The organism is Blautia sp. AF34-10 (genome assembly GCF_003477865.1).
GTDB classification, from domain to species: domain Bacteria; phylum Bacillota; class Clostridia; order Lachnospirales; family Lachnospiraceae; genus Fusicatenibacter; species Fusicatenibacter saccharivorans.
Genome location: NZ_QUED01000002.1, coordinates 126,434 through 150,408, shown reverse-complemented (window position 1 = coordinate 150,408; position 23,975 = coordinate 126,434). Strand labels below are relative to the sequence as shown.

Here is a 23,975-nt window from a genome sequence, read left to right as displayed (position 1 = left end):
CAAACCCTTTATCATATTTACCAAATATTGAATACTCTGTTTATTCAAAACAACGAATTTGCATTTTTATAACGATACAAGCCATACATAAAAAGACAGCATGCGGGGACGGAACCGCTTTGGGCACTTAAAAATCATGAATTTTTCAAGCCTCCCATATAGGTTCTGTCCCCGCATGCTGTCTTTTGCGTTATCTGTTTTTCACTTAAAACTCCAGAATTATCTTTGTTCCGGTTCCAAGCGTACTCTCAATTTTAATCTTTGCATCATGAAGAATCGCTCCATGTTTCACAATGGAAAGTCCAAGTCCGGTACCTCCCGTTTCGCGGGAATGACTCTTATCCACACGATAGAACCGTTCAAAGATCCGCTCCTGATCTTCCTTTGCAATTCCGATTCCGGTATCTGCCACAGATACCACTGCCCGTCCGTTTCTTCCGCGTGAAACCGTCACTTCAACTTCACCGTCCCTGCGGTTGTACTTGATCGCATTGTCGCAGAGATTGTAGATCATCTCATAGAGAACCTGTCGTGCACCTTTGATCCGGCAGCTCTCTCCTCTCAGTGTCATCTTCACCTGCTGCTCCTTTGCCCGTATGGAAAGATGTCCCTCGACATCACGGCAGGTCTGCATCAGATCCACTTCCTCCATCGGGATTGACTGGTCGTTTTCGTCCAGTCTGGACAGCTTGATAATATCCTCGACAAGAGAGCTTAACCGGCTCGCCTCACTGTGGATTCTGCCCGCAAATTTGGGAATATCCTCCGGTTTTACCATGTTGTTTTCGATGATCTCTGCATATCCGGAAATCGACATCAGCGGTGTTTTCAGCTCATGTGACACATTGGCTGAAAACTCACGGCGCATCACCTCGGCTTTCTGTTTTTCCGTCACATCCAGCACCAGGATGACCGCACCGGATACAACACGGTCCACACGCACCGGATTTGCAAGAAGCTGATAGACTCTTCCATTTATCTCCAGCATCCGTTCCTCGGAACTGCCCTCCAGCGCATGATCCAGTGCCTCCTTCAGCTGCTCGTTGCGGCTGACTGTCACGATATTGTGGTTAATGCACTCCTCCGCTGTCACATCAAACAGATTCTGTGCCGAACGGTTGATGGAAAGTACGACCGACTGGTTTGTCACGATCAGACCATCCTTCATATATTCCGTGATTGCAAGATACTCCTCCTGATTATGGCGGAGCTCCTCCATCTGCTGCTGAATCTGCTTCTGCTGCTGATGAATTCTTCCAAGCAGCGGACTCAATTCCTCATACGCTTTGTTGTCCAGCGGATGATTCAGATCAATCTCATTGATCGGCTTTACAAGCGCCTTTGTCATATGGCTGACCATCAGCAGCTCCACGACAAGGACTGCCGCAATCAGTACAACCACCAGCCATATATTCCGCAGCATCACACCGAACACACTGTCTGTTGTCAGGGAAACACGGATGATTTTTCCATTGTCCAGGCGCAATGCCGTATAATATGTTTTGCTCCGCAGGGTCTCGGAATAACGGGAAATATTGCTTTCCCCGGTCTTTTCCGCCTCAATCACCTCCGGCCGCCCGGAATGGTTTCCCATCATGTTCTCATCCTCGACCGAATCAAACAGAACGGTTCCGTCCGTGTCAATCAGGGTAACCCGGCTTGCCGTAATCTTGCCGGCCGGTTTATCCAGACTGTCATCACCCATCTTGTCCAGAAAATACCTGTAATACTCACATTCATTTCTCACCGAAACACGAAGCTGCTCCGCCGTATTGTTGTACATTGCCCAGCTCATGGTGAAAAAAGTCAGGATAATCGCAGCGATAATCAACGCTCCCGCATGTTGAAAGACTTTTTTACGCATCTTACTTTCTCAGCCTCCTATCCGGTATCCCACGCCGCGGACCGTCTCGATCAGCTCGCCGCATTCGCCCAGCTTCTGGCGGAGTGTACGCACATGAACGTCTACCGTACGGGTTTCTCCGTCAAAATCATAACCCCAGACATGGCCGAGCAGACGGTCTCTTGTAAGGACAATTCCTTTATTTTCCATTAAAAATTTCAGCAGTTCAAACTCTTTTAAGGTCAGGGTAACCTTCTCCCCTTTGGCCAGAACCTGATGCTGCTTTACCTGGATCTGCAGATCCCCGGTCTCCAGCACATCGTTTTCCTTCTCTTCTTTTCCGGCACGGCGCAGCACGGCACGTACCCTTGCGATAAATTCCATCATGCCGAACGTTGGTAATATAGTCATCGGCTCCGCAGTCCAGGCCCATGACCTTATCATACTCAGCGCCCTTTGCCGTTACCATAATGACCGGAATTTCTTTTGTTACTTCCGATGCCTTGAGGCGTGAAAGAATTTCAAGACCATCCTCTCCCGGAAGCATGATATCCAGGAGAATCAGATCCGGAAGCTGTTCTGCAATAGCTGCATTCAGCTCTTTTCCGCTTTCCAGGCCTCTTGCGGTAAAACCGCTCGATTCCAGTGTGTATACGATCAGTTCCCGTATATTTCTTTCATCTTCCACGCAGTAAATCATCTGTTATTCCCCTTTATGGTGACCGTTAATGGAGTACACAACCCATTCCGCAATGTTTGTTGCATGGTCACCGATTCTTTCATAATATTTTGCAATCATCAGATAGTCCAGAGACTGGACATCTGTGGTAATTCCCTTTCGCATACCCTGCAGAATTTCATCCTTTACCTCGTCAAAAAGATCATCCACGATATCATCGGAATCGATAACCTCCCGTGCAAGCTTCAGATCCTGCTTAACGTATGCATCGATGCATTTTGTTACCATAGAAGCTGTCGCTTTCGCCATATCCTTCAGACGGATGCTTGCATCCGGCACACCAAGACTCGTTACTTTTACGATATCCGCAATATCTGCTGCCTGGTCTCCGATCCGCTCCATATCGGTAATCATTTTTAATGCCGCAGATACCTGACGCAGATCACGTGCTACCGGCTGCTGCTGTAAAATGATGCGGAAGCAGAGATCCTCGATCTCCCGTTCTTTCGCATCGACAACCTGGTCTTTTTTGATAATCTCTTCTGCCGCTCTCTGGTTTCCCTCCAGCAGAACCTCATATGTCCGTCCGATTGCCTGCTCACAGAGTGCGCCAAGCTCAATCAGCTCCGTGTGCAGAATTTCCATCTGCTGCTCAAATCTTTCCCTCATATCAGCCAAACCTCCCTGTAATGTAATCCTCTGTCCGTTTATCCTTCGGCATGGAGAAGATCTGTTCGGTCTCTCCGTATTCTACTACCTCTCCTAACAGGAAGAATGCGGTTTTGTCGGAAATTCTGGCTGCCTGCTGCATATTGTGGGTTACCATGACAATAGTATAATCTTTTTTCAATTCTACCGCAAGATCTTCGATTTTGGAAGTAGAAATCGGATCCAGTGCTGAGGTTGGTTCGTCCATCAGAAGAACCTCCGGCTGTACGGCAAGAGCACGCGCAATGCAAAGACGCTGCTGTTGTCCGCCGGACATGCCAAGTGCGCTTTTCTTCAAACGGTCCTTCACCTCATCCCAGATTGCCGCCTGTCGAAGAGACTGCTCCACAATATCATCCAGCTTCGCTTTGGAACGGACACCATGGGTTCTGGGGCCATAGGCAATGTTGTCGTAAATGCTCATCGGGAACGGATTTGGTTTCTGGAATACCATGCCGACCCGTTTTCGGAGTCCGTTGACATCCATTTTTCCGCCGTAGATGTTTTCTCCGTCCAACAGCATTTCACCGGTGATCCGGCAACCCGGAACGAGATCGTTCATTCTGTTGATGGATTTTAACAGGGTCGATTTACCACAGCCGGAAGGTCCGATAAAAGCCGTCACCTCATTGGCATCAATGCTCAGATTGATATTTTTTAAGGCATGAAAGTCTCCGTAATAAAGATCCATATTGGATACATCTATTTTGCTCATGTTTTTTCCTCGTCTCTCTTTTATTTCTTTGCAATTTTCTTCGCAATCATTCCGGAACAGCCGTTGATCAGAAGGACAATCAGCATCAGGATGACGCCGGTTGCATACATCTGATTCATATAAAGGCCTTCACTGGAAAGTGCATACATATGAACGGCAAGGGTACGGCCGGAATCCATAAGGCCTGCCACCTTTGCAATCGTTCCTGCTGTGAAAAGAAGCGCTGCCGTCTCTCCTACGACACGGCCTGTCGCAAGAATGACACCGGAAAGAATGCCGGGTACGGCAGATGGAAGAACAATTTTAAAAATCGTACGAAGCTTTCCGGCTCCCAGTCCAAAGCTTGCTTCCCGATAGGAATCCGGAACCGATTTTAAGGCTTCTTCTGCTGTTCGCATAATCAGCGGAAGAATCATGATGGCAAGGGTACAGGCACCGGACATCATCGAGTATCCCATTTTCAGGGTTTTCGTAAAAAACAGCATACCGAACAAACCGTAAACAATCGACGGAATACCGGAAAGGGTCTCTGCCGTAATCCGGATCAGCCCAACCAGTTTTCCGCGTTTGTTGGCATATTCAACCAGATAAATCGCCGAGAAAATGCCGAGGGGCGCAGCAAGCAGAAGGGAAAGTACCGTCATCGTAACAGTGTTGATGATCGCCGGAAGCATCGTAACATTCTCTGTATTATAGGTCCAGGCAAACTGCTCCAGTGTCAGGTTTTTCACGCCACGAATCAGAATGAATCCAACCAGGAAAACCAGAACGGCAAGTGCAAGAATGGCTGCTCCCCAGGTAATTCCGGTCAGCACGGAGGAAAAAACACTTTTGTGATACGTAACCTTTGTTCTTTCTTTTTCTTTTGTATTTATTTTTACAGCTTCCATTGTATTTACAGCTCCATTTCCTTTAATCACCATAATGTACCCTCCGGTTCAGCATAGACACCGATAAATTGATCAGCAGGATAAAGACAAACAGCACAACACCCGTTGCAATCAGCGCTTCCCGGTGAAGTCCGGATGCATATCCCATCTCCAGTACAATATTGGCTGTCATGGTACGAAGGCCTTCTGTGATTCCTTTTGGCATACGAGGCTGGTTTCCGGCAATCATAATCACTGCCATCGTCTCTCCGATGGCACGTCCGATGCCAAGCACGATACCTGCCAGGATTCCGGATTTTGCCGCCGGAACAACTGCAAAGAAAACGCTCTGGGAATGCGTTGCACCAAGGCCAAGGCTTGCTTCATAGTAGGATTCCGGAACACTTGTAATGGCGGATTCTGTTACACCGACCACGGTCGGAAGAATCATAACGGCCAGAAGAATAGATGCCGTCAGCATTGTGTTTCCGTTTTTGCCTGTCAGCTGTGCCATCAACGGGACGATCACAACCAGTCCGAAAAATCCATATACGATAGACGGAATACCGGCCATCAGGTTAATACCTGATTTGCAGATGCCGTAAAACTTTTTCGGACAGTAACGGGAAAGAAACACCGAAGTAAGAATGGCAACCGGCACACCCATCAGGATTGCAAGGCCGGTCACGCAGATACTGCCGACAATCATCGGCAGGATGCCGAAAATATTGTTTCCCGGTTTCCACACGGTACCGGTCAAAAATTTCAGCGGTCCGATTTTAAAAATGGCAGGAACACCATTCATGAACAGGAAAATGCAGATCAGTGCAACAGCCAGTACGGAGCAGCACGCCGCAATCAGGAATACAAGTTTCATGATCGTTTCTCTTAGTTTCATAAGATAAATCCTTTCATTTCATTGTTTCGCGGAGCGTGTTTGAAAAAGACTTTCGTTTTTTTCCTTACGAACTGCTTTTTCAAGCACGTTCCGAAAGACAGCTTCTTTTTCTGAACATTTTCAGATACGGAAGTAAGAGCGATTTTCCATTGTTCGCCCTTACTTCTTTTTCCATTGCTTTATACATTCTTTATTTTACATCTGCCCAGTCGGTTGTGTCGCCAACATAGATGCTCTTTACCTGATCGCTGGTCAGCCCGTCGGTCGGGTTCTCTTTGTTTACGATGACAGCAATACCATCGGTTGCGATTACGGTTGCGGTAAGCCCTGAGGATTTCTCCTCATCCTTTAAGTCACGGGATGCCATACCGATGTCGCAGAGACCGTCGCTTGCGGAAGTGATACCTGTTGTGGAATCGCTCTGCTGTACTTCGATGTTAGCGTTTGAATTTACTTTTGTATAAGCCTCTTTTAATTTTTCCATCAGTGGTGTTACAGAGGAAGATCCTGCTACCACAACCTTTTCACCGCTGCAGTTTCCTTCGTAGGCTTTGGTATCTTTGATTGCAATATATCCGTCATCTGAAACAACCTGCTGTCCGTCGGTGCTTAAGATGTAGTCCATGAAATCCTGCGCATCTGCGGAAAGACCGTCTTTTGTTACAATGTTGAACGGACGGCTTACTTTATAGGAACCGTTTTCTACGTTCTCTGCGCTTGCCTCTGCTCCGTCGATTTTCAGTGCTTTGACTTCATCATTTAAGGATCCAAGGGAGATATAACCGATTGCGTACTGGTTACCTGCCACTGTGCTCATCATAACGGAAGTATTGTTGGTGATCTGTGCATCAACGGTGGTGTTGTCTACTTTCTCACCTGCATCGTTTTTCTCTTCTACACCGAACAGCTCGATGAATGCACCTCTGGTACCGGAACCATCCTCACGGGAGATGACACTGATCTGTCCGGAAAAATCTCCGCCTGCTGCGGTGCTGTCATCGTCTGTGCTGCCATCTGCCTCTGTTGCAGAAGCCTCTTTTGTAGTGTCTGCTGTGGAAGAACTGCTGCTGTCGCTGCTTCCACATCCTGCAAGCATTCCTGCAGCCATCATTGCGGTTAAGGTGATTGCAATTACTTTTCTCTTCATAATATTCTTTTCTCCTCTTTTCACACGGGATTTTTGTGATTTCTATTTTGTAAAATCGCAATCCCGATGTTTTTTACATTTCGTTTTTACAGGTATCATCATAACAACGGCGTGTAAAATGCAAAATCTCAGAGATGTTAAGTTTATGTAAAACATAAGTTTTTCCTTTTTTACATTCCATTTTTCCGGTTGTAAACCGCTCCGTCACATCTCTCACAAGTGGCACATTTTTTCCGCGCAGTGCGATCCTGCCTAAAGGATCTTTTTCTCCACAGGAAATTTCAACAAGATTTCCCATAGAAAAAAAGGCTCCCCGGAATACTCTTTTTTCAGAGTATCGGGGAGCCTTTTTCTAAAGCATATGCAAAAGCGGATATTCGCAATCCGCTTATTCCGTCACCGGCACGTCAAGCTTTTCGGACGCTTCTTTTAACAGGTCAATGATCGGCAGATGCTGCGGGCATACACTCTCACACTGACCGCACTGCACGCAGTCTTCTGCTTTTCCCGATGTTTCCAGCAGCTTTTTATAATAATTTTTCGCGCGGTCTTCTTCTCCATACAGGCGGATGGTATTCAATGCCTTGAATACATCTGGAATCGCGATTCCCATCGGACATCCGTCGCAGCAGTAACGACAGGCGGTACATGGAACTGCCGGACTCTTTTTCAGCGCTTCCTGTGCTTTGGCGATCACTGCTTTTTCTTCCTCGTTTAACGGTACAAAATTTCGGAAGGTTTTGATATTATCCTCCATCTGTTCCTCGTTTGACATACCGGAGAGCACGGTTGCAACACCCGGGAGGGAAGCCGCAAAGCGGAGTGCCCAGGACGCAATCGATGCATCCGGATGAACACGTTTCATCTCTGCTTCAATCTCTTTGCCTGCTGATGCAAGGGAACCGCCCTTTACCGGCTCCATAACAAGGAACGGCATATCGTATTTCCGAAGCACCTCATACAGACGTCCGGACTGGATCAGCGGATTGTCCCAGTCAGCATAGTTCATCTGGATCTGGACAATTTCAACCTCCGGATGCTCGGAGAGAATCTTGTCAAGCAGCTCCGGCGTTCCGTGGAAGGAGAAACCAAAGTGTTTGATCAGTCCCTCTTCTTTTTTCTTCTTGGCCCAGTTAAAACAGTCGTATTTCACATAGCCGTCATAGTTTGCGCCGTCCTCGACACTGTGCAGCAGGTAATAATCAAAGTAGCCTGCTCCGGTGCGCGCGAGCTGATCATTGAAAATGCGGTCACGCCCCTCAATGCCCTCGTCCATCATCCACTGCGGAAGTTTGGTTGTCAGAGTAAAGCTTTCTCTCGGATGACGCTCTACCAGCGCTTTTTTCACGATGCTCTCCGATTTTCCGCCGCAGTACATATAGGCGGTGTCAAAATAGTTCATTCCGGAGGCAAGGTACGCATCGACCATTTTACAGATCTGCTCCAGATCCAATTCTCCGTCCTTCTCCGGAAGGCGCATCATGCCAAATCCTAATTTCGGCATTTTTGTTACATCTACACTCATGTTAAAATATCCCCTTTCTTTTCCGCAGAAAACCTTCGTTTCCTCAGTATTGTTGAAAAAATTGTAGCATTAAAGTATACTTGAAAGTCAATAGTTTTTTTATTTTTGTCAAAATTTTTCTTTGACTTTTTCCGTTTCCGGTGGTATTCTGGTAAAAAATTATGATTACAAAAGGAGTAGCACTATGATCTGGAAAAACCAGTTTCTTCACCTCACAAATGGCGATGTTTCAGCTGTTTATGGGGATAGTGCGCTCTTTTTTAAGTAAACTTCACATCTTGTATTCTTAAAATCACACAGAAAATGCACGTATCTCCCCATCAGAATTTTACTATATTTTGACAAGGAGATTTTTTTATGTCTGAGAAAAATACCAGAAAACAAATACGAACTTTATATCTTATGACCACGGTCGGCTATTTTCAGATTGCGGCGGCTTCGTGGGTTGCACTGCTCGCACTCCGCGGATTTTCGCTGCTGCAGATCGGGATGCTCGAAAGTATTTTCCATATCGTGAGCCTCTGCTTTGAACTCCCCTCCGGCGTTGTCGCCGATGTTTTCGGGCGACGGAAAACGCTGATTGCAAGTCAGATGGCCTCCCTGATTTCCGGTACGCTGATGATTTTTTCCACCGGCTTTGCTACAACAGCGCTTGCGCTTGGATGCAGTGCGCTCAGCTATAACCTTGCATCCGGCACACGGGAGGCACTTGCGTATGACAGTCTGAAGCAGAACGGGGACGAATGGTTTTATGCCCGTTTTTCTTCTACCGAAATGATGCTGTACCGTATCACCAATTCCACCGCAACGCTCTGCGCAGGCCTTGCCCTGTGGCTGGGATACCGGCGCGCGTATGCGATTGATCTCTTCTTCGGGCTGATTGCGCTTGGCATTTCATTCCGCCTTGCGGAAGTAAAAACGGACGCAACACCAGTTCATTATCCTGTTGGACAGGAAATCGTTTCGGTTATGCAGGAAAGCTGGCAGTTTCTTGTCCGTGAGAAAAAAGCAAGAAATATTATGCTGGTGAACGCACTCATCGGTGCCGTTTCCACGCTGGTTCTCTTCTTTTTACAGGCGAAGCTGCCACTCACCGGCATGAACAGCGCGCTGCTTGGACCTGCCCTCTTCGTGATGGGACTCGGCGCGGCACTGGGATCGCGGATGACGGCATACTTTCACAAATACCGCTACCGCGCGATTCTGCTGTTTGGCACGATCGGTGTACTTTTCGCCTTTCTTATGAGCTTTACCGGACTGCCGGCCCTTATGGTCTTCGGCGGATTTGTCGGATCCTTTTCCGATGATTTTCTTGAAGTCCGGACCGATATTCTGCTCAATGACATGATCCCGTCCAGGCAGCGGGCGACGCTGATGTCGGTGAACTCGTTTGTCTTTTCCATGATTATGATCGTCCTTTCCACCGTATTTGGATGGATCATGTGATCGTCAAAAATTTACTTACATTGAAAAAAACGCTCATCAGTTTTTTTGCTGATGAGCGTTTTTTTCAAAAATGATCAAACACCGCCGCTCCCTGCCAGAGCGCCGTCCGGGGTCTGCGGGGGTGTGCTTCCCCCCTCCACATTCCCCACCACTTTTTCTTTCTTCAACCACTTCCAGACATCGCCATATACGCGGTACTTCTCTTTCTCGTTCAGTATTTCATGCCGCATTCCCGGATACAGCTTTCCTCTGACATTGCGGTACCCGATCAGCCGCATATGGTCAATGGATTTTTTAAAGCGCCGCACATTCACATAACACGGATCATCCCCGCCGGACAAAAACAGCACCGGCAGCTTCCGGTTTGTGCAATGCCATCCATGGAATCCATACGTCTCCTTCAGCAGGTCATTCAGCGCAAAAAAAGCATCATCCGAAAACGTAAAGCCACAAAGCGGATTTTCTTCATACTCCCGCACCACCTCCGGGTCCGAACAGCACCAGGCGAACCGGCTCTTCTCATCCGCAAACCGCGCCGCAAACGATCCAAACGACATCGCCTCCAGAAGATTGCTCCGATGCCCATCCCCGAGCACCGCCGCTTCTGCGTGTCCTACAGCCGCACCCAGCGGCCGCAGATAATTCTTGCTCGGTGAACCGCACACAATCAACGCATCCAGCTCCCTATCATGTTCCTTCGCATACGTGCGCACAACCAGGGATCCCATACTGTGTCCCATCAGAATAAACGGCAGATCCGGGTACTCTTTTTTTGCCCATACCGTAACCTGAAACAGATCCTCCACAAGCCCTGCGCCGCCTGCGCCGTACATAAATCCGAGATCCTGCTCCGACTTCACACTCTTTCCGTGCCCGCGGTGATCATGAATCACACACACTACACCGTGTTCCGCCATAAACTTCATAAACGGCAGATACCGCTCCTTGTATTCGCTCATTCCATGGCTGAGCTGCAGAAGCGCCGTCCGCTGTACGCCCTCCTCCGGCTCCACCACAAGCCCGTCAAGCATCAGTCCATCCACCTTCGACTGAATCGTAAAACCTCTTTGCATTGCACCTTCCCCTTTCTTCCAGAACGATGCCGAACTGCCCGAAATTCTAAACCTCCGTGTCCTCCGAAATTTCCGGTGGAACCGCAAACGACAATGTAATCCGATCGTAGCACTCCTCGCACAGATCAAACTCATGCTTTTCCAGGTCCTTCCCGGAAAAGTACCCCCACGTCGTGTCGACCGAGCAGATCCCCTCCAGCAGCATTCCATTCTGTATTTTCATGCTTTTTCCGCAGCAATTACACACCGCCGCTTCCAGCTCATTTGTGTTTTTGTTGTATTTCCGCATTTTTCTTCCTCCCGTGTATCAAAAAACGTTTCTTTCTTCGTTCCTGACACAAAACAGAAATCAGATTCTCCTGTGTCCTGTCGATTGTAACACATCTTTCCCGCCATTCCTACTGGGAATGAAAGGAAAGTCCTGTGCGTTAAATGCGTATACAATAACGATTTCTCTCTACCTCTTCGGAACCGATTCATCCGTCCGGCTCATCAGCACTGCGTCCTCCTTCGGGAGATCGTAGTACCCCTTCCTGAGGCCGTCCTGCACAAAGCCAAGACTCTCATACAGATTCCGCGCCGGCGTATTGCCGATGCGCACATCCAGATGAATCACGCGCACCTTTCTCTCCTGCATCCGATGGAACAGTTCCTCCATCAGCGCGCGTCCGATTCCGCGCCGTCTCGCCTTTTCTGCCACGCAGACATTCGTAATCTCGCTCTCATCAAACGAAATCAGAATTCCGAGATATCCTAAAATTTCGCCGTCCTCCTCCGCAACGAGAAACAGTGCGTCGTCACGGATCAGAAATGTAAAAAATCCCGTCTCTGTCCACGGAATCGAAAAGTTGGCCTCCTCAATCGGCATCACCTGCTCCAGATCGTCGATCTGCATTTCCCGGATTGTGATCATTCGCTCTTCTCTCCGTTTTTCTGTTTTTTCAGCACATCGGCGTGCTTCACAGATTCCCGTTCGGCTCTTTCACGCTCCGCCTGCGATTTTCTCAGGTATTCCGGCTCGTGCTCTTCTGCCGTCTGAATCTTACCTTCTTTGTAATAAACCTCAGCCAGTGCTCCGACGGCTGCCGCTCTCTGGCGGTTGACGTGTGCCGGTGCAAAGGAAAACGGAATCGTCAGCAGTGCCTCTAATTTTTCCCGGTAAACCGCAACGCCGTCCCCGAGGAAAATCACTTCGTGGTCGAGGCAGTTCAGGCCCTCCGCCAGTGCCTCAATGCTCATCGTATCCTGTTCCCAGACCGTATCGAGACGATGATCCGTGTAGCAGTAAACTCCGGTATAGACCTGGTTTCTTCTCGCATCCATGATCGGGCAGACAAATTTGTCAGTATCCCAGATATTGTACGCGATTGCCGCCGTCGTTGGAATGGAAATCAGTGGTTTTTCAAGTGCCAGACCAAGTCCCTTGGCTGTTGCAGAACCGATGCGAAGACCGGTAAACGAGCCCGGACCTCCGGCAACTGCAATCGCATCGATCGTCGAAAGATCCAGCTCTGTCATGTTCGAGATTTCATCCAGCATCGGAAGCAGAGTCTGGGAATGTGTTTTTTTATAATTTACGGTGTATTCCGCAAGCAGTGTGTCATTTTCAACAACAGCCACCGAAGCCACCAGGCCGGAGCTGTCCAGTGCAAGTATTTTCATAATTTTTTGTTTCCTTTCCGATATTTCCTTCCTGTGCAACTCATTTTGGCAGTCTGCCGGAAACAGGAATCTTTACGATTTCCTTTTGTTTTTCCACCACATTCAGGATTTTTTTCTTTTATTCCACCGTAATTTTCCGGTAATCAAACCCTTTTTCGAGGTCTTTTTCTATCGTAATCGAAATCGCACCCTCCGGGATCAGCTCTTCAATCAGTTCTGCCCATTCGATCAGGCAGACACCCTCACCGAAAAAATAATCATCGTATCCGATTTCTTCCATTTCTTCTATATCACCGATCCGGTAAACATCGAAATGATAAAATGGCAGACGTCCTTCCGTATATTCCTGAATAATGGTAAATGTAGGACTGTTGACTGCCTCTGTGATGCCAAGTCCTTTTGCAAAGCCCTGCGTCAGAACGGTTTTTCCAACACCAAGGTCTCCGTTTAATGTATAAATCTGGCCCGGCTTCGCCGCTTTTCCCAGCTTTTCGCCAAGGGCAAGCGTCTCCGACGCAGAATTTGTTTCTATGATCATATGCTTTCTTCTCCTCTTTTTCTGCCTATCATTTTAACACAAACAAAAAGGTAATACAACCGCAGAACGAAACCGCTTTTCCTTGTGCTTTTCCTTGTGCTTTTCCTTGCTTTTTCTATCTGTTTTCGCTATACTATGTATCAGAGTTTCGCGGCCCAAAAACGTCCCACTCCTGTTTTTTCGGCCCGGAAAACGCGGTAAAACACGCTCTGCGCTTTTGTCCGCGTAAATCAAAAAGGAAAGAGATCAAAACTGTTATGCTGACTGTAATGAAATTTGGCGGAAGCTCCGTCGCAGATCTTGCGCACATCCGCAATGTAGCACAGCGCTGCATCGAAAAACAGCAGGCCGGAAGCCAGGTCGTTGTCGTTCTCTCCGCGATGGGAAAAACGACGGACGGACTGATTGCAACCGCAAAACAGATTACGGAAAAACCGTCCCGCCGCGAGATGGATATGCTTCTTGCCACCGGTGAACAGGTTTCCGTTTCCCTGATGGCCATAACCATGATTCAGATGGGCGTCAGTGCTGTTTCTTTAAATGCCTGGCAGGTACCGATGCACACGACCTCCGATTATCAGAACGCGCGCTTCAAACGGATCGACACCGAGCGCATCCGTAAAGAGCTGGATGACAACAAAATTGTCATTGTCACCGGCTTCCAGGGGATCAACAAATACGATGATATCACAACGCTCGGACGCGGCGGCTCCGATACGACTGCGGTTGCCCTCGCTGCAGAGCTGCACGCGGATGTCTGTGAAATCTACACGGATGTAGACGGCGTCTACACCGCAGATCCGCGGATTGTACCGAATGCGCGCAAGATGGAAGAGGTAACTTACGATGAAATGCTGGAGATGGCTTCGCTCGGCGCAAAAGTCCTTCACAGCAGATGCGTGGAAATCGCAAAAAAATACGGCGTGGAACTTCTGGTCTGCTCCAGTCTGAACCGGAATTCCGGAACGATGGTAAGGGAGAAAACCAAAATGGAAAAAATGTTAATCAGCGGCGTGGCTGCCGACAAAAATGTGGCAAAAATCCGTGTTGCAGGCCTTGGCAACGATCCGGAGAGCACGTTCCGCCTCTTAAATTTACTGGATCGGAACAATCTGAACATCGATGTCATGATCCAGTCACTCGGAAAGGACGGCACAAAATCCGTTTCCTTTACCGTTGCAAAGCCGGATATGCTGCGCACGATCGATGTGCTGAACGACAATAAGGATTCGCTCGGCATCAAAAAGCTGGATTATGATGAGAACGTGGCAAAGATTTCCGTCATCGGAGCCGGTGTCCGCTCCCATTCGGGCGTGGCTGCCAAAATGTTCGGCGCGCTCGCCAATGCAGGAATCAATACCGAGATGATTACCACCTCGGAAATCCGCATCACTGCCCTGATCGACGAAGCATACGCAGATCAGGCAATGCGTGCGATCCATGAGACATTCCTGGAGCGTGTCTGAAAAAAAGGGGGGACCCCTTTGATACCTGATTGCTACGTGCTTTGCACTCCGGCAATCATCAAAAACATTCGTAATCCGCTCATTTTTCTTCGAAAAATGGCTACTTACGTCTTATCAAGAAATCGTTTAAAAATCAGGAGGAAAACAATGATGTCTAACCCAATCGTTACAATTACTATGGAAAACGGCGATGTGATGAAAGCAGAGCTTTACCCGGAAATCGCGCCGAACACCGTAAACAACTTCATCAGTCTGGTAAAAAAAGGCTTCTATGACGGCCTGATCTTCCACCGCGTCATCCCGGGATTCATGATCCAGGGCGGAGATCCTGCAGGCACAGGCGCCGGCGGCCCGGATTACTGCATCAAGGGTGAGTTCTCCCAGAACGGATTTGAGAACAACCTCGCACACACCCCAGGCGTTCTCTCCATGGCACGTACCATGTTCCCGGACAGCGCAGGAAGCCAGTTCTTCATCATGCACAAAGCTGCTCCGCATCTGGACGGCGCATACGCTGCTTTCGGAAAAGTAACAGAAGGCCTGGAAGTCGTAGATAAAATCGCATCTGTCAACACCGACTACAGCGACAAACCGCTGCAGCCGCAGAGAATGGCTACCGTTACCGTTGAGACCTTCGGCGTCGAGTATCCGGAACCGGAGAAATGCTAAGGATGAACGATGAACTGATGTTAGTTGAACCGTCGGAGGAATACTTCGCCGAGCTCGCCGCCTACCGGAACGATTTTCTGGAAAACAGCGATTCCATGGACGCTGCGGACCGCTTCGCCGGTTTGATGATATGAAGGCATATCTTGAAGATACCATGCGGTATACCAGAGAGGAGACTCTGCCGGAGGGCATGGTTCTCGCAACACAGTTTCTGTGCATCCGCAAATCAGACAACCGCCTTGTCGGCATGATTCAGGTGCGCCACTACCTGAACGATTTTCTGCGCACCTTTGGCGGCCATATCGGCTACTCCGTCCGCCCGTCGGAACGCAGAAAAGGCTATGCCTCCTGGATGCTGAAAAATGTGCAGCCGTACTGCAAAAGCCTCGGCCTTTCCGAAATTCTGGTCTGCTGCCTGGATACCAACGAGGGAAGCCGCAGAACGATCCTGAAAAATGGCGGCCGGTTCGACGGCACCGCTTATCGTGCCGATGAAAACAAAACACTGGAGCGTTACTGGATCACCCTGTGATTTTTAATCTTCCATTTCGCATAGCTCTGAATAGTTTCACAAATTTTTCTTGACATCCATGTCATTTCACTTTATAATTTGGAACTGCAAGCGAACAATTCTGTTCTTATGCAAAATATATGCCCCTGGTAAAAAACCGACGGACAGGCAGGGGTAGTTGCCGAGCGTGGTTAAGAGCCACATTATTGATTGCGTTAAAAGCGCAAATTTTATGAGTTGATTACTTTATAATCGATGCTCTACGACGAGCACATCATCTTATGAAACGGTCAATAAGAGTACGTGACTATATATTTCTGCATAGGAAAACAGGGAGAAGCCTGGATTTTTGTCCATCCCCTGAAGTTTGCACAATACGATCATGTATAAATTTCGATTTTTAGACAGATGATGCACGTCATCTGTTCTTTTCGTGCTTATAGCCAAAGATGAACCCAACACCATTTTCTGAAAAAGGAGAACCAAACAATGTCAAAAGTTATGATCATCGGATGCGGCGGTGTTGCATCCGTAGCCATTCACAAATGCTGCCAGAACAGTGAAGTATTTTCTGAAATTATGATTGCAAGCCGCACCCTTTCCAAGTGCGATGCTTTAAAAGAAAAGCTGGCTCCGACCACAAAAACCATTATCACAACAGCAAAGGTGGATGCCGACTGCACAGAAGAATTAATCGCCTTAATCAAACAGTATCAGCCGGATGCCGTATTAAATCTGGCTCTTCCTTATCAGGATCTTACCATTATGGATGCCTGCCTCGCATGTAAGGTTCCTTACATCGATACTGCAAATTACGAAGCAGAAAATACAGATGATCCGGCATGGCGCGCAATCTACGAAAAGAGATGCGAAGAGCTTGGCTTTTCCGCCTACTTTGATTATTCCTGGCAGTGGGCTTATATGGACCGTTTCAAGGAAGCCGGCATCACCGGTCTTCTCGGAACCGGCTTTGACCCGGGCGTCACCAGCGTTTTTGCAGCCTATGCACAGAAACACTATTTCGATGAAATTCACACGATTGATATTCTGGACTGCAACGGCGGCGACCACGGATATCCGTTTGCAACCAACTTCAATCCGGAAATCAACCTCCGCGAGGTATCCGCTCCCGGCTCTTACTGGGAAAACGGCCACTGGGTAGAAATTCCGCCAATGTCGATCAAACGGGAATATAACTTCGATGAGGTAGGCGAGAAGGATATGTACCTTCTTCACCATGAAGAAATTGAGGCTCTTGCAAAAAATATCCCGGGCGTAAAAAGAATCCGCTTCTTCATGACCTTCGGCCAGAGCTATCTGACCCATATGAAATGTCTGGAAAATGTAGGACTTCTCTCCACCACTCCGATTACCTTCAACGGACAGCAGATTGTACCGATCCAGTTTTTAAAAGAGCTTCTTCCGGATCCTTCCACTCTTGGTCCGCGCACCGTGGGTAAAACCAACATCGGCTGTATTTTTACCGGTATCAAGGACGGAAAAGAAAGAAGCATTTACATTTACAATGTCTGTGACCACCAGGAATGCTACCGGGAAGTAGAGTCTCAGGCAATCTCCTACACCACCGGCGTTCCGGCTATGATCGGAACCATGATGGTCGTGAACGGCCTCTGGAACAAGCCGGGTGTCTACACCACAGATGAATTCGATCCGGATCCGTATATGGAAGCACTCAACAAGTGGGGTCTTCCGTGGAAGGTCGTAGAAAATCCTGTTTTAGTAGATTAAGCCTATGTATAAGATAAACGAACTGCCAACTCCCTGTTTTGTCATTGATGAAGGCAAACTGGAAGAAAACTTAAAGCTCCTGCACCAGGTAGAAGAACGCACCGGTGCAAAAATTCTGCTGGCTCAGAAATGCTTTTCCTGCTTTTCGGAATATCCGCTGATTGGAAAATATATCAGCGGAACAACTGCCAGCGGACTCTATGAGGCGCGGCTTGGAAAGGAAGAAATGGGGCTGGAGAATCATGTGTATTCTCCGGCCTACCGCCCGCAGGATATGGAAGAGCTCGCACAGATCTGCGATCACATTATTTTCAATTCAGAAAAGCAGCTCCGAACGTACCTCCCTGTACTTAAGGCTTCCGGAACCGCAAAAGCCGGACTTCGCATCAACCCGGAATGCTCCACGCAGGAAGGCCATGCGATTTATGATCCCTGTGCGCCCGGCTCCCGCATGGGCATCCGCGCCTGCGATTTTACAGACGAACTGGCTGATCTTGTGGACGGTCTTCATTTTCATACCCTCTGTGAACAGAATTCGGATGATCTGGAAACCACGCTGCGCGCCGTGGAAGAAAAATTCGGCAAGTGGCTTTTTAAAATGAACTGGCTTAACATGGGAGGCGGACATCATATCACCCGTGAGGATTACGATATCGAACGCCTGATTTCCTGTATCAACCATATGAAAGAAACGTATGGTCTTCAGATTTACCTGGAGCCCGGGGAAGCAGTTGCCTTAAACGCAGGCTACAATGTCACGGAAGTTCTCGATATTGTTGAAAATAACGGAAAAATTTTAATTCTTGACACTTCCGCCGCCTGCCATATGCCGGATGTGCTTGAGATGCCGTACCGCCCTCCGCTCAAAGGCAGCGGACTGCCCGGAGAAAAGCCTTATACCTACCGCCTTTCCTGCAATACCTGCCTGGCGGGCGACGTAATCGGCGAATATTCCTTCGATTCCCAAATCCGGATCGGTGACAGACTGTATTTTGAAGATATGGCGATTTATTCGATGGTAAAAACCAATACCTTTAACGGAATCCCACTCCCTTCCATCGCGGTGATGGACAAAGCTGGAAACTGCCGAATGATAAAGGAGTTTGGATATGAAGATTTCAAAAACCGATTGTCTTAGAACCCCAAAAGCCGATGGCTTTTACATGCCGGGCGAATTTGAGCCCCACGAAGGCACGCTGATGATCTGCCGTGGCGTCCCGGTTCCTGGAATTACGGGGCAAAAGCGGCAAGAACGGCATTTGCAGAAATTGCAGAAGCAATTGCCGCTTATGAGCAAGTTTATCTTTTCGTCCGGCCACAGGATAAAGCATCGGCACAGGAACTGCTTTCCTCCGACCGGATTCATCTAATCGAAGCCCAAACGGAGGATGCCTGGGCGAGAGATACCGGCGCTACGTTTGTAATTAACGATCAGGGCGGGCGAAGAGGCATTCAATGGGAATTCAACGCCTGGGGCGGCCAGTATGACGGTCTGTACTCCCACTTTGAACATGACCGTGAGGTTCCGGAACGAATCTGCAATTTTCTCGGAGATTCCTTCTATAATGCCCGCCCCTTTGTTCTGGAAGGCGGCTCCATCCATGTTGACGGGGAAGGAACCCTGCTTACGACCGAAGAATGTCTGCTGAGTCCGGGGCGCAATCCTTCTCTTACAAGAGCGGAAATTGAAGAAAAGCTGCGTCAGTATCTTTCGGTCGAGAAAATCATCTGGCTGCCTTTTGGTATTTACAACGATGAAACCAACGGCCATATCGATAATATGTGTTGCTTTGTAAAGCCCGGAGAAGTGCTTCTTGCCTGGACAGATGACGAAAACGATCCTCAGTATGCCAGAAGCAGGGCCGCTTTTGATCTTCTCTCCCATACCGTTGACGCGAAGGGACGAAGCTTTGTGATTCACAAACTGCCCATTCCGAAGCATCCCATCTGTATTACAGAAGAAGATCTTCTCGGCTATGATTTTGAAGCTGGCGAAGACCAGCGGGAAGCCGGGGAACGCCTTGCTGCCAGCTATATCAATTTTTATCTTGCCAATCACTGTGTCCTTCTTCCCCGTTTCGGCGATGAAAACGATACCGTGGCTGCAGAAATTCTTGGAAAATGCTTCCCGGATCGACGAATCCTTCCGATCGATGCACGCGTCATTCTGACCGGCGGAGGCAACATTCACTGTATTACCCAGCAGATTCCGGCAAAGAAAAGAGGAAACAGATTATGCGAAATATAAAAATTGCCGCACTGCAGTTTTCGTGCTGCAGTCAGGTACAGGAAAATATAGACAAAGCAGAGACCATGGTCCGTGAAGCCGCTTCCAACGGTGCCAATCTCATCCTTCTTCCTGAATTATTTGAAAGACCGTATTTTTGTCAGGAAAAGCGATACGATTATTATGATTATGCCATGCCCTTGACAGAAAATCCCGCCGTCCGGCGCTTTCAGTCCGTTGCCGTAGAACTTGGAGTCGTGATTCCGGTCAGCTTTTATGAAAGGGATGTTCAGCGCCTGTTCAACTCGGTTGCCATGATTGATGCAGACGGATCCATTCTTGGCGTTTACCGCAAGACTCATATCCCGGACGACCATTTTTATCAGGAAAAATTCTATTTCACTCCCGGGGATACGGGATTCAAGGTCTTTGAAACACGTTTCGGAGCCGTCGGCGTCGGCATCTGCTGGGATCAGTGGTTTCCGGAAACAGCACGATGCATGGCCGTTCAGGGTGCTGAAATCCTGCTCTATCCTACCGCTATCGGAAGTGAGCCGATCCTGAATGTAGACAGCAGCGGGCACTGGCGACGCGTCATGCAGGGACATGCGGCTGCAAATCTTGTTCCGGTTGCTGCTGCAAATCGGATTGGTACTGAAACCGTAATGCCCTGTGAAGAAAATGGCGGCCAGTCCTCTTCTCTTACTTTCTACGGTTCTTCCTTTATTGCCGATGCAACCGGTGAACTCGTGGCATCTGCCGGAAGAGATACCGAGGAAATCCTGTATGCTTCCTTTGATCTGGATAACCTGCGCGAAGAACGTTTTTCCTGGGGCCTTTTCCGTGACCGGCGGCCGGAAACCTACCGTATCATGACGAAACAGTAAAGCCTCGTCGCTTCCTACAGCGGTACGCTGCATCACATATTCTAACTACAAAGGAGAACCGCTATGCAATATGGAGTTTTATGTCTGCTGCCGCCTGCAGCGATGCTGATTTTTGCATTAAAAACAAAAAAATCTTTCGAAGCTCTGATTTTCGGAACCCTGGTTGCCTATCTCATCATGTATAAAGCGGCTTTTATCGGACCCTGGTGTGATCTTCTGCTTTCAGAAATCAGCAACGCAGATAACCAGTATATTCTTCTTCTCTGCGGACTGTTCGGAGGCTTCATTTTCCTGCTCCGCGAGGCAAAAGGAACACTTGGTTTTTCCAACCTGTTAAGCCGTTTCTGTAAAAATGAACGGATCACCATGATGATGTCGGTATTTCTCGGAATCATTATTTTTGTCGATGACTATCTCAACATCATGACCGTTGGAACCTGTATGAAGGATGTCTGTGACAAACGAAAAGTCCCAAGACAGGCGCTTGCCTATATCATTGACTCAACCGGTGCACCTGTCTGTGCACTGATTCCCTTTTCCACCTGGGTGGTCTTTTATTCCGGTGTTTTTATTCAGGAACCGGGCATTCTCAATATGGGCTTTTCCACCGGTATGAGTGTTTACTTAAAAGTGCTTCCTTATATGTTTTATCCCATGGCTGCACTTCTGGTTGTCATTCTGTTTGCCTGCAAACTGATGCCAAAGCTCGGAAAAATGAAAGATGCCTATACCGATCTGGAAAAGGAAGAGCAGACACCGGAGCATCCCAAAATGCACAATGCCCCTTCCGTCGACCTTGCCATGGCCGGAATGAGCGTTGATTACCCGCCCGAAAATACCAATCCCGGAAATATACTGGATTTTCTGATCCCTATTGGCATTCTGATCGGTGTGACAGTAGCCACACAGGATATGATGCAGGCGATCATTCTTGCTCTTGCTTCCTGTATGATTCTTTATCTTCCACGGAAGAAAATGACCTTTACGCGGTACGTGGAACTGTTTTTTGCCGGCTTTGCAGATATTCTTCCGGTTCTCGCCATTCTTCTTGCATCCTTTATGATCAAGACTGCCTGCGGCGAAATGGGACTCTCGGAATATGTTATCAACCTGTGTGTTCCGTACATGAATGCCAAAACACTGGCAGCTATTATTTTTGTTGTCATTGCAGTTCTGACCTTTGTCACCAGCTCTTTCTGGGGAATTGAGGCCGTAGCCGTTTCCATCGTTGTTCCGCTTGCCATCGCCCTTGATGCCAATGTACTCCTGGCCCTTGGTGCTGTCGTATCCGGCGGTGTTTTCGGAAGCCATGCATGCTTCTATTCCGACGCAACGGTTCTTTCCTCCGCGACCTGCGAGATTGACAATATGTCACATGCCGTGTCGCAGTTTCCTTACGTCCTGATCAGTGCTGCTTTCGCCGTAGCGGGATTTTTAATCTGCGGAATTTTTGCTCTTTAAAAAGCACCCTTAAAATAAAAAAAGTCTTCGACGATCGGATTTTCCCAGATTCGTCGAAGGCTTTTTTTTGTTTTTTTATTCTTTTACACTCAACCGCACCAGCGCACGCTGCAGCTTGGCTTCGGCAATACGGTATTCTTTGTCTGTCAGACCGCCGTTTGCCAGCGCCTGCTCGGCCCTGTGTTTGGCAGCCTCGGCGCGCTCTGCATCAATATCCTCTTCCCACTCCCAGGTTGTTGCCAGGACACGGCAGACCCCGTTCATCATGGAAAGCATTCCGCCGATGCAGGCGGCATTTCTTCTCGTTCCGTCCTCCAGCACAATATGCGCCTCGCCCATACCGAGTGCAGTGCAGTAATTGCAGTGCCCAGGCAGAATTGCCAGGTCGCCGCTGATGGTTCTGCAGACAACGCGCGCTACGTCACCCTCATAGAGAAGTCCGTCCGGCGTGCCGACACGTAAAGGAAATGTACTCATACGTCATTCCTCCTTTACTGATTCAGTGCTTTTGCTTTTTCAAATACCTCGTCGATGGTACCTGCAAACAGGAAGCAGCTCTCCGGAAGATCGTCGCACTCGCCATCGAGGATCATGCGGAATCCGCGCAGGGTTTCTTTTAACGGCACGTATTTTCCTTCCATACCGGTAAACTGCTCCGCTACCGAGAAGCTCTGGGACAGGAAACGCTGTACCTTACGGGCACGGCTGACCGTCAGCTTATCCTCTTCGGACAGCTCGTCCATACCCATGATGGCGATAATGTCCTGCAGCTCTTTGTATCTCTGCAGCACCTGCTGTACGGCACGCGCTACCTCATAGTGCTCATGGCCTACGATTTCCGGTGTCAGAATACGGCTGGTAGAATCGAGCGGATCAACGGCCGGATAAATACCCTGGCTGGAAATTTCACGGGAAAGTACCGTCGTGGCATCCAGATGGGTAAATGTCGTTGCCGGAGCCGGGTCGGTCAGGTCATCGGCCGGCACATAAACAGCCTGTACCGATGTGATGGAACCCTTTCTCGTGGACGTAATACGCTCCTGCAGTGCGCCCATCTCGGTTGCCAGCGTCGGCTGGTATCCTACTGCGGACGGCATACGGCCAAGCAGAGCCGAAACCTCGGAACCTGCCTGCGTAAATCGGAAAATATTATCGATGAACAGCAGCACATCCTGATTTTTCACATCACGGAAGTATTCTGCCATGGTAAGGCCGGAAAGTCCGACACGCATACGCGCTCCCGGCGGCTCGTTCATCTGTCCATAGACCAGTGCTGTTTTATCGATAACACCGCTCTCTTTCATCTCGTTGTAAAGGTCATTTCCTTCACGGGTACGCTCTCCGACACCGGTGAAAACGGAAAGTCCGCCGTGCGCCGTTGCCACGTTGTGGATCAGCTCCATGATAAGGACTGTTTTTCCAACGCCGGCACCGCCGAACAGACCGATTTTTCCGCCCTTGGCATACGGGCAGATCAGGTCAACGACCTTGATTCCGGTTTCGAGGATTTCCGTTGCCGGAACCTGTTCCTCATAGGACGGCGGATCGCGGTGGATCGGCCATTTTTCTGCTGTTTCCGGTGCCGGCTTATTGTCTACGGTCTCACCGAGCAGGTTGAACACGCGGCCTAAGCACTCCTCTCCGACCGGAACGGCGATCGGGCCGCCCGTGTCGACTGCTTTCGTTCCGCGGACAAGTCCGTCTGTGGACTTCATGGCAATGCAGCGGACCATGTTGTCGCCTGTCTGCTGCGCCACTTCCACAACCAGCTTCTCGCCGTGGTTGTCTATCTCGATGGCATTCAGAAGTGCCGGCAGCTCTCCTTCCGGAAAACGGATGTCCAGAACAGGACCCGTTACCTGCACAACCTCGCCAATGTGTTTTTCACTCATTTAACGACTT

At 48.8% G+C, this 23,975-nt stretch carries 24 protein-coding genes and 2 pseudogenes; 10 read left to right on the top strand and 16 right to left on the bottom strand.

From position 1 onward, the window contains the following. Positions 1-205 precede the first annotated feature (205 nt). The 9 genes and pseudogenes from DWZ60_RS02030 to DWZ60_RS01990 all read right to left on the bottom strand — a co-directional run bounded on the left by DWZ60_RS02030 (position 206) and on the right by DWZ60_RS01990 (position 8,384). On the bottom strand, positions 206-1,864 hold the full coding sequence (locus tag DWZ60_RS02030) for a sensor histidine kinase (RefSeq protein ID WP_119208364.1): 1,659 nt from the start codon (positions 1,862-1,864) through the stop codon (positions 206-208). Between the two features lie 9 nt (positions 1,865-1,873). Then, positions 1,874-2,543 (bottom strand): annotated as a pseudogene (locus tag DWZ60_RS20575) (winged helix-turn-helix domain-containing protein). 3 nt (positions 2,544-2,546) lie between these two features. Then, on the bottom strand, positions 2,547-3,191 hold the full coding sequence (gene phoU / locus DWZ60_RS02020; protein WP_117509341.1) for a phosphate signaling complex protein PhoU: 645 nt from the start codon (positions 3,189-3,191) through the stop codon (positions 2,547-2,549). 1 nt (position 3,192) lies between these two features. Next, complete coding sequence (gene pstB, locus DWZ60_RS02015; protein WP_022462256.1) at positions 3,193-3,945, bottom strand: phosphate ABC transporter ATP-binding protein PstB; 753 nt, start codon at positions 3,943-3,945, stop codon at positions 3,193-3,195. Positions 3,946-3,965: 20 nt separating this feature from the next. Continuing rightward, positions 3,966-4,868: a phosphate ABC transporter permease PstA gene (gene pstA, locus DWZ60_RS02010; protein WP_242857201.1), complete on the bottom strand. Its 903-nt coding sequence runs from the start codon at positions 4,866-4,868 to the stop codon at positions 3,966-3,968. Beyond that, positions 4,858-5,712, bottom strand: a complete 855-nt coding sequence (pstC, locus tag DWZ60_RS02005; RefSeq protein WP_022462254.1) for a phosphate ABC transporter permease subunit PstC — start codon at positions 5,710-5,712, stop codon at positions 4,858-4,860. The genes pstA and pstC overlap by 11 nt, the downstream gene beginning before the upstream one ends. A gap of 190 nt (positions 5,713-5,902) precedes the next feature. After that, the gene (locus tag DWZ60_RS02000) at positions 5,903-6,859 is read right to left on the bottom strand and encodes a substrate-binding domain-containing protein (RefSeq protein ID WP_119221183.1); all 957 of its coding nucleotides are present in this window, start codon (positions 6,857-6,859) and stop codon (positions 5,903-5,905) included. Between the two features lie 73 nt (positions 6,860-6,932). Next, positions 6,933-7,157, bottom strand: a complete 225-nt coding sequence (locus tag DWZ60_RS01995) for a hypothetical protein (protein ID WP_119221182.1) — start codon at positions 7,155-7,157, stop codon at positions 6,933-6,935. A gap of 90 nt (positions 7,158-7,247) precedes the next feature. Continuing rightward, positions 7,248-8,384 (bottom strand): aldo/keto reductase, encoded by a 1,137-nt coding sequence (locus DWZ60_RS01990; protein ID WP_238061242.1) that lies wholly within the window; start codon positions 8,382-8,384, stop codon positions 7,248-7,250. Between the two features lie 357 nt (positions 8,385-8,741). Here DWZ60_RS01990 and DWZ60_RS01985 point away from each other — a divergent pair, with 357 nt between their 5' ends. After that, positions 8,742-9,830: an MFS transporter gene (locus tag DWZ60_RS01985; protein WP_119221181.1), complete on the top strand. Its 1,089-nt coding sequence runs from the start codon at positions 8,742-8,744 to the stop codon at positions 9,828-9,830. 74 nt (positions 9,831-9,904) lie between these two features. Here DWZ60_RS01985 and DWZ60_RS01980 read toward each other — a convergent pair whose 3' ends face one another. From DWZ60_RS01980 to tsaE, 5 genes are all read right to left on the bottom strand, one after another. Next, positions 9,905-10,903, bottom strand: a complete 999-nt coding sequence (locus tag DWZ60_RS01980; protein WP_119221180.1) for an alpha/beta fold hydrolase — start codon at positions 10,901-10,903, stop codon at positions 9,905-9,907. A gap of 46 nt (positions 10,904-10,949) precedes the next feature. Then, positions 10,950-11,192 carry a hypothetical protein gene (locus DWZ60_RS01975; protein WP_022462249.1) on the bottom strand — a complete coding sequence of 81 codons (243 nt, stop codon included), beginning with the start codon at positions 11,190-11,192 and terminating at the stop codon, positions 10,950-10,952. Between the two features lie 168 nt (positions 11,193-11,360). Beyond that, positions 11,361-11,816 carry a ribosomal protein S18-alanine N-acetyltransferase gene (gene rimI, locus DWZ60_RS01970; protein WP_179962753.1) on the bottom strand — a complete coding sequence of 152 codons (456 nt, stop codon included), beginning with the start codon at positions 11,814-11,816 and terminating at the stop codon, positions 11,361-11,363. Continuing rightward, on the bottom strand, positions 11,813-12,565 hold the full coding sequence (gene tsaB / locus DWZ60_RS01965; RefSeq protein WP_119221179.1) for a tRNA (adenosine(37)-N6)-threonylcarbamoyltransferase complex dimerization subunit type 1 TsaB: 753 nt from the start codon (positions 12,563-12,565) through the stop codon (positions 11,813-11,815). Before tsaB ends, rimI begins: the two co-directional genes overlap by 4 nt. Before the next feature lie 118 nt (positions 12,566-12,683). Next, the gene (gene tsaE / locus DWZ60_RS01960; protein ID WP_022462246.1) at positions 12,684-13,103 is read right to left on the bottom strand and encodes a tRNA (adenosine(37)-N6)-threonylcarbamoyltransferase complex ATPase subunit type 1 TsaE; all 420 of its coding nucleotides are present in this window, start codon (positions 13,101-13,103) and stop codon (positions 12,684-12,686) included. Positions 13,104-13,360: 257 nt separating this feature from the next. On the opposite strand from tsaE, the gene DWZ60_RS01955 reads away from it, so the two are divergent. From DWZ60_RS01955 to DWZ60_RS01920, 9 genes and pseudogenes are all read left to right on the top strand, one after another. After that, complete coding sequence (locus tag DWZ60_RS01955) at positions 13,361-14,569, top strand: aspartate kinase (RefSeq protein WP_022462245.1); 1,209 nt, start codon at positions 13,361-13,363, stop codon at positions 14,567-14,569. Positions 14,570-14,719: 150 nt separating this feature from the next. Beyond that, positions 14,720-15,238 carry a peptidylprolyl isomerase gene (locus DWZ60_RS01950; RefSeq protein WP_055227969.1) on the top strand — a complete coding sequence of 173 codons (519 nt, stop codon included), beginning with the start codon at positions 14,720-14,722 and terminating at the stop codon, positions 15,236-15,238. A gap of 2 nt (positions 15,239-15,240) precedes the next feature. Further along, complete coding sequence (locus tag DWZ60_RS18590; protein WP_279220301.1) at positions 15,241-15,372, top strand: hypothetical protein; 132 nt, start codon at positions 15,241-15,243, stop codon at positions 15,370-15,372. Beyond that, positions 15,369-15,770 (top strand): GNAT family N-acetyltransferase, encoded by a 402-nt coding sequence (locus tag DWZ60_RS01945; protein WP_119188499.1) that lies wholly within the window; start codon positions 15,369-15,371, stop codon positions 15,768-15,770. The genes DWZ60_RS18590 and DWZ60_RS01945 overlap by 4 nt, the downstream gene beginning before the upstream one ends. Positions 15,771-16,238: 468 nt before the next feature. Then, the gene (locus tag DWZ60_RS01940; protein WP_022462242.1) at positions 16,239-17,498 is read left to right on the top strand and encodes a saccharopine dehydrogenase family protein; all 1,260 of its coding nucleotides are present in this window, start codon (positions 16,239-16,241) and stop codon (positions 17,496-17,498) included. Between the two features lie 4 nt (positions 17,499-17,502). Beyond that, positions 17,503-18,636 carry a carboxynorspermidine decarboxylase gene (gene nspC / locus DWZ60_RS01935; RefSeq protein WP_022462241.1) on the top strand — a complete coding sequence of 378 codons (1,134 nt, stop codon included), beginning with the start codon at positions 17,503-17,505 and terminating at the stop codon, positions 18,634-18,636. Next, positions 18,608-19,746, top strand: a pseudogene (aguA, locus tag DWZ60_RS01930) (agmatine deiminase). Before nspC ends, aguA begins: the two are co-directional and overlap by 29 nt. Further along, positions 19,734-20,612: an N-carbamoylputrescine amidase gene (gene aguB, locus DWZ60_RS01925; RefSeq protein ID WP_119221178.1), complete on the top strand. Its 879-nt coding sequence runs from the start codon at positions 19,734-19,736 to the stop codon at positions 20,610-20,612. Before aguA ends, aguB begins: the two are co-directional and overlap by 13 nt. A gap of 63 nt (positions 20,613-20,675) precedes the next feature. Continuing rightward, a complete protein-coding gene (locus DWZ60_RS01920; protein ID WP_119221177.1) occupies positions 20,676-22,073 on the top strand; it encodes a Na+/H+ antiporter NhaC family protein in 1,398 nt (465 codons plus the stop codon). A gap of 75 nt (positions 22,074-22,148) precedes the next feature. On the opposite strand, the gene atpC is transcribed toward DWZ60_RS01920, so the two are convergent. Continuing rightward, positions 22,149-22,550: an ATP synthase F1 subunit epsilon gene (gene atpC / locus DWZ60_RS01915; protein ID WP_022462237.1), complete on the bottom strand. Its 402-nt coding sequence runs from the start codon at positions 22,548-22,550 to the stop codon at positions 22,149-22,151. A 14-nt stretch (positions 22,551-22,564) separates the two neighbouring features. Further along, the gene (gene atpD / locus DWZ60_RS01910) at positions 22,565-23,965 is read right to left on the bottom strand and encodes a F0F1 ATP synthase subunit beta (protein WP_022462236.1); all 1,401 of its coding nucleotides are present in this window, start codon (positions 23,963-23,965) and stop codon (positions 22,565-22,567) included. Positions 23,966-23,975: the final 10 nt, after the last annotated feature.